Raw genomic sequence first — 6480 nt, 5'->3', positions numbered from 1 at the left:
AGCCAATTCTTCTGCTTTAGCCTGCTCTTTAGCTATTTTAACTCTGGATGCTTCTGCTTCTTTTGCTTTAGCTTCATCTATTAATCGTTGCTTAGTTGCTTCTTCAACTCGTTTCTGCTCTTCTTCTTTTAATCTTAAATCCGCTTCTTCCTTTGCTAATTTTTGTTTAGCCAATTCTTCTGCTTTAGCCTGCTCTATAGCTATTTTAACTCTGGATGCTTCCTCTTCTTTTGCTTTAGCTTCATCTATTAATCGTTGCTTAGTTGCTTCTTCAACTCGCTTCTGCTCTTCTTCTTTTAATCTTAAATCCGCTTCTTCCTTTGCTAATTTTTGTTTAGCTAATTCTTCTTTTAATTTAGCTTCATCTTTTATTTTCGTTTCAGTAGCTAATTGTTCTTTGGCTTCTTGAGAACCTTTTGTCAAGTTCTTATCATCAGCTATTGCATTAATTTTAGCTTCTCTTTTCGCTTTTGCTTCAGCAACTAATTTAGCTCTAGCTTCTTGTTTTGTCTTTAATTTTTCTAAAGCTTTTATCCTAGCCTTTTCTTTAGCTTCTGCTATAGCAGCTCTATCTACTTTTTCTGTTGTTGAAGATTTTGATTTTGCAATTACACGCCTTGATTTTTTAGCTGAATTAAATACCGATTGTTCATCATCATCACCACTGTAATCATATTTAAATACATTTTTAAATTTATAGGCTAAAGTAACTTCATGAGAATTCCCAAAGGTTGATAAATCTCCCATAGATTGTTCATAATTATACTCCAATGAAATTTGATTGGTAATATTCAAACCTACTCCTATTGAAACACCATATAGTGTATTATATCCTGCTTGTGCCCATATTCCTTTAGGAACTGTTAGCATCATTATTCCAGAAACAACTGTTTTTTCTTTTTTAAATTCAGATCTAACTATTCCAGAGAATTTACTTTCATCAAAAAAACCACGACTATTCAAATAACCGGTATACATAACATGACCTTGTATACTTTGCTCAGCATTATCTTCTATAAGTTTTGAAGTTTTTAAATTATAAGAAACAAGATTATTTATAGAAACTCCAAAATCTATAAATCCTGTTCCATAATTTACACCAGGATTTACAGTAAAAATAGTATTTGAAGGTATGAGATTTAATGATAAATCATCAAAATTTGTAATTACTTTACCTGTATTTAGCCCACTTTTATAAGCCCCAAGATTCATACCGAAAGTTAAATTACTATCTCTACCCAAAACAGCATTATAAGCAAAATTTAAAACACCTCCAAAAGTAGTTAACACACCATAATCTTGCTGAAAAACAGCAACTCCTGCCCCTATATTTTCTTTAAACCTCCCTGCATAGCTAAATAAATACGTTTGTGGTTCATTATCAAACTGAACCCATTGCCTTTTATTAGTAAAACTGATATATTTATTTTGCTCTCTAACAAAACTAAAAGTTGGGTTAATAGCATATCTATTAAATTTTAAAGAATTTCTAACAGGTAACTCAAACGCAACAACCCCACCCTCTTGAGAGTAAAACTGTTGCGAAAAACAGAAAAATAAGACTATATGTAATAGATATTTTTTCATTTTTTATTTGACAACTGTTATAGAGCCTTTTCTTGTATTGTTAGCTTCGGTTGTAATTATATAATAGTAAACAGGGTTTATCTCTTTAAAATCTAATTGATTTATTGGCCAATTATTTTGATAATCATTGGTTTTTAGAATAACTTCTCCTTGAGCACTCATTATTATAACTTCTGTATTTGTTCCGCTTACATACTCCTGAGGAATTATCCATGTATCATTTACACCATCTCCATTCGGACTTATTAAATTTGGAATATTTGCAACACTTGGAAATTGTGTACTTACTGTAAATTGAAACTCGGTTGACGCTAAACATCCTGTGGTTTGAGTAATTACAACTTTATAATTTCCTGCTTGAGTAGCTTCATGACTATTACTGATGGCTCCAGATATAGCGACATCATTTAAATACCATACAAACTCTGGATTAACTGCAGTAGTTGTTACCGTAGCAATTAAAGTTTCATTTTCTTCTATAGGATTAACTTCTAAAACATCAATACTACTAGTAAATCCTGTGTTTTCTAAATTAATAGAAGCACTTGTATTACAATCACCTAAATCTATATCTACTGAATATTCTCCAGCTTCGTTTGTTTGATACATTTGATTAGTTGCACCAGTTATAACTTCACCATCTTTATACCACTGATATCCATTTGCGTTTATAGCACTTAATGTTGTTGCACCTTGACTTAAACAGTATGGATTACCTAAACTAGAACTAATTGTAGAAATACCTCCAGTTGTAGATTCACTTACTGTTACATGGTTAGAAGATGATTGTGAAGTACACGTACCATAATTTGTTTCAGCAAAATAAACTCCTGGTTCATTTACAGATAAAGTGTTACCTGAAGCCACAAAAACAGATGTAGTAAGACTCGTTTCTTTATACCAATTAAAGGTAAGTGATGGATATTTTAAGGGCGAATTATTTGAATTACTTCCAGGGTTATCAATAGTTAACAAATAACTACCACCAGAACAATATACTCCCGTAGAAATTAAATTATTAATAGTAAAGGGTTCATCTTGAATTTTATAATAAGCAGCAAACGAAACAGAACCAGTACTAGTTGCTACTGGAGTTGTACTCTTTATTCGAAGTTTATAATTTTCTCCTGCAATTGTGGTTGGAAAAGAAAAAGTTAAATTAGCTGGTGACGAAGTAATAGCTCCTTGTGCTGTTGTATAAATAGCTGTAGCATTTGAAAAACTGCCTGATTCATCAGAAAGTTCAAGAATAAATTGATTTGTTGCTCCTAATGAAGTATCAGGAGAAAAAGTAAATGAAACATTATACGTATTAAAAGAAGGACTAGCACAAGCTTGTGTAAAACCTAAACTTGGTGTACTAATAACTATTTGAGCCTCTATAGTTTGAAATAAACATAAAAAAACAAAAACCGATAGATTAATAATAGCATAATTCTTCATTAGATATTAATTTTATTTATAAAAGACACCTAAGTGCATTATTCTTTTATAGAGCAATACCTTTAATCATCAACACTTAATAAATCTTCAGAGGCATAATGAACTTTAGATGCTATTATTTTATTAATACGTAATCTAAAGTCTGGTTTTTTGCTGTTTTTTAAATCAATAAACGTTTCTGAATTATCACTTTTAGAGTAAACATTATAAAAAGCACTATCACCATACCAGTTTTCTAAATCTTCATTATTTGAATTGTTCTCTACAAAAATGTTTCCATTACAATTATTAAAATACATATTCGCAAACTTGATTTTTTCTAAACTCTCTTGATTAACTTGAATTTTATCATCAAATAAAACGGCTGGATTAAAACCAGAAATAACACTTTTATCCATATCTAGAGATGCATTTTGACCTATAAAAACGGCTTCTTTAACTAATCCCATTTCAATGTCTGATTTTAAATCATCACTAATATTTATTAATGTTAAATTCTTAGACACAACCGAAGTGCCTTTTTTAGTAAAATCTACCATTTCTTTTTTATCATAAGAAAGAATCTGCATACACCTAGAGCCTTCACTACTTGAAATATATGGAGATCTTACTGCTAATGAATTATCAACTTTACATTGGGCACCAAAATTGAATTTAAAATCGTTACTATTTGATTTATAAGAAACAACTTTGTTTAAACAAACATCACCTCCTATAACCTCAAATGAATCTCCAGCAGAATGACTTATCATAATGTTTTCAAAAACAGTTTGGTTTCCTACACTTGCTAATAATAATCCGTTAAAATACCCAGCTGCTTTTATTCTTTTTCCAGCGTATTCTATTCTTACATATCTTAATACTCCAGAATTACTTTGATAATTTTCTCCACCATAATTTGTGTTTACATAATTATCTTGCGCTAATTGCGTATAAAAAGAAGATACAGATCCATTGCCAAATTTATTAGTTGGTGCATCACCAAGAATAATTAAACCTCCCCAATCTCCTGCTCTTTTAACACTTCTATTAGAGGTAAAAACAATAGGGTCTGTTTCCAATCCAGCTGCTATCATTTTAGAACCTTTAGAAATAGTTAAAGATGCTTTAGAATCATAATCTCCAATTATTAAAGTTCCAGGTTCAATAGTTAAAGTTGCATTATTAGTTACAAAAACATTCCCTAAAAGCAAATAAGTATCTCTTTTAGAAAGTGTTAAATCTTCAGTAATATTACCTGCTAAAATTTGTGTTGGCTCACCATAATCATTTTGACTTGGTTCAAACTCTGTCCAATTATACAACCAATTGTTACTACCAACTATTCCTTTTTCTTGTTGAGCAAAGACATTTCCAATAACAAGGAGAAATATCAATATTGTAAATGTAAAATTTTTCATAACTAAATATTTATCGTTTAAGCAGATTTGGGGAACTTAAAACATTAATCAAAAATATAAAAAAACCCATGAAACACCAATTATTTCGATGAAATACACTAATTAAACAATTATTTAACAAATAATAACCGATGAAATGCATTGAATTAATAAATAAAAAAGAGATGATACATTGTATCATCTCTTTTATTAAATAATTATATAAAAATTAATTATTGGTGGAATTCGCTATATTCGTGTAGAGATTTCATAGTTTCTTCGTAAAATAAAATGGCCGCAATTAAATTATCTGTATCAGAATATGGTAATATACGCCTTTGAAACTTTCCTGTTGATTCTAAAAAATCGTCAGTAGCTTCAAATTGATCTTCTAATGATTTTCTATTATCACTATCATTTGGTATTCCTAAGGTAGTCATTGTAACACCAGGTTTTGTAGCAAAAGCAATATAAGGTAATAACTTAACAAGACTTTCAATACGTTCAACATACAAAACAAGTAATTCACCTTTTTGCATACGTTCTAGATCTTCTTTATTGTGGTATTTCTTTATAGCTACGTTAGAAATTATACTTTTTGCTTCTTTCTTTTTTTGAGCAAAACTAATACTTGTAATGAAAAGGAAGCTAAAGCTAAGTAGCACAATTCTAATATTCATATCTTAGATTTAAGGATTTAAATCACAAATTTATGTAATTTATCGCTAAAAACAAGCTTTTTATCGATTTTTTTGTCTTTTTTTATTTATAACAGATTTCAAACAGATAGTAAATTTAAATACACTAGCTACCCATTAAAAAACATACTAAATAACAAAGTAATTTCTTCTGCTCAGTTATTTAGTATATAAATAGCTTATGCAATAGCTAGATTCATTAAAAATAACATTCATTTTTCTATAAAGAGATTATATAAAAAAATTAAGGCCTTGTGAAAATGTTATAATTGGTGTTTTAGCATGCTTAATACAAACCTATTCAGAAAACACTGTAACATTAATAGAACATAAAAATGCCCAAAACAATTTGTTTTGGGCATTTTTTTTTACAGTATTAACACAAAAAAGTAAACTAACTCAAACTACTGTATTTTTTAATATCCCTATGTTATCAATTTCTAATTCTACTACATCTCCAGGTTCTAGAGGCCTGTGCACTGAAAAATTATTCTCTATTAAACTTCCCCAGCCAACAGTACCACTTCCTAAAATATCTCCAGGCATAAGTGTAACATTGTTTTCAGAAGCTCTCCCCATCATTTCTGGAAATGTATAATGAACCGTTTTATAATTACCATCACAAATGGTTTTTCCATTAATTTTGGCAGTCATTTTTAAATCTAGCCTACCATCGGTATGCTTAGGCATGGCTAAATGTTTAGGATGTGATTCTCGAGAAATAGAGCATCTAAAAGACTCCATTTCATCCTTAGTAACAATACAAGGCCCTATGGAATTCGCAAAATCTTTTCCTTTATGCGGCCCTAACGGAACTGTCATTTCTTTTCTTTGTATAGCTCTTGCTGTCCAATCATTAAAAACAGTGTAACCAAAAATATAATCATCAGCATCTTCCACCTTTATATCTTTACCCTTTTTTCCAATAATAACAGCTATTTCTAATTCAATATCCATTTTCTCTTCACCAACTGGTCGTTTAATATTATCATCAGGTCCATAAATAGCTTGATGATTAGTAAAGTAAAATATAGGCATATCGTACCAAGCTTCACTTACATTATGACCAAAAGATTTAGATGCGTTAAGCATATGTTCTTCAAAAGCAACATAATCTCTAAAACTTCTTGGATTGGGTAATGGAGCTAATAACTTAACTTCAGATAATTTATAATGTGTTTCTAAACTTTCTAAATTATTATCGTTTATAATTTTAAAATATACCTCATGATTATCTATAAAGGTTAGCATATCATTTGGCAAACGCTTATCTGCCTTTTGCATTTCAACAACACCATCACCTTTTAACCAACCAATATGTACTGATTCATCTTTTTTCTGAAAAGTAACTAATTTCATAGTATATTTTTAAT

Annotated in this window: 5 protein-coding genes; all 5 read right to left on the bottom strand. The window is 29.7% G+C overall.

What is annotated here, in order from left to right; genetic code table 11:
* Positions 1-1587 (bottom strand): PorP/SprF family type IX secretion system membrane protein (locus ACH5TX_RS17780; RefSeq protein ID WP_439340840.1); only part of this gene is annotated, 1587 nt, incomplete at its 3' end.
* A 3-nt stretch (positions 1588-1590) separates the two neighbouring features.
* On the bottom strand, positions 1591-3030 hold the full coding sequence (locus ACH5TX_RS17775; RefSeq protein ID WP_439340839.1) for a T9SS type B sorting domain-containing protein: 1440 nt from the start codon (positions 3028-3030) through the stop codon (positions 1591-1593).
* 62 nt (positions 3031-3092) lie between these two features.
* Positions 3093-4430 carry a beta-helix domain-containing protein gene (locus tag ACH5TX_RS17770; RefSeq protein WP_439340838.1) on the bottom strand — a complete coding sequence of 446 codons (1338 nt, stop codon included), beginning with the start codon at positions 4428-4430 and terminating at the stop codon, positions 3093-3095.
* A gap of 212 nt (positions 4431-4642) precedes the next feature.
* Positions 4643-5089: a hypothetical protein gene (locus ACH5TX_RS17765; RefSeq protein WP_439340837.1), complete on the bottom strand. Its 447-nt coding sequence runs from the start codon at positions 5087-5089 to the stop codon at positions 4643-4645.
* Positions 5090-5506: 417 nt separating this feature from the next.
* The gene (locus ACH5TX_RS17760; RefSeq protein WP_439340836.1) at positions 5507-6466 is read right to left on the bottom strand and encodes a fumarylacetoacetate hydrolase family protein; all 960 of its coding nucleotides are present in this window, start codon (positions 6464-6466) and stop codon (positions 5507-5509) included.
* Positions 6467-6480: the final 14 nt, after the last annotated feature.

The sequence above is a fragment of the Thalassobellus citreus genome (genome assembly GCF_044385915.1).
GTDB classification, from domain to species: domain Bacteria; phylum Bacteroidota; class Bacteroidia; order Flavobacteriales; family Flavobacteriaceae; genus Thalassobellus; species Thalassobellus citreus.
Note: the sequence above shows the minus strand (reverse complement) of the source record. Positions and strands in the feature narration are given on the sequence as shown.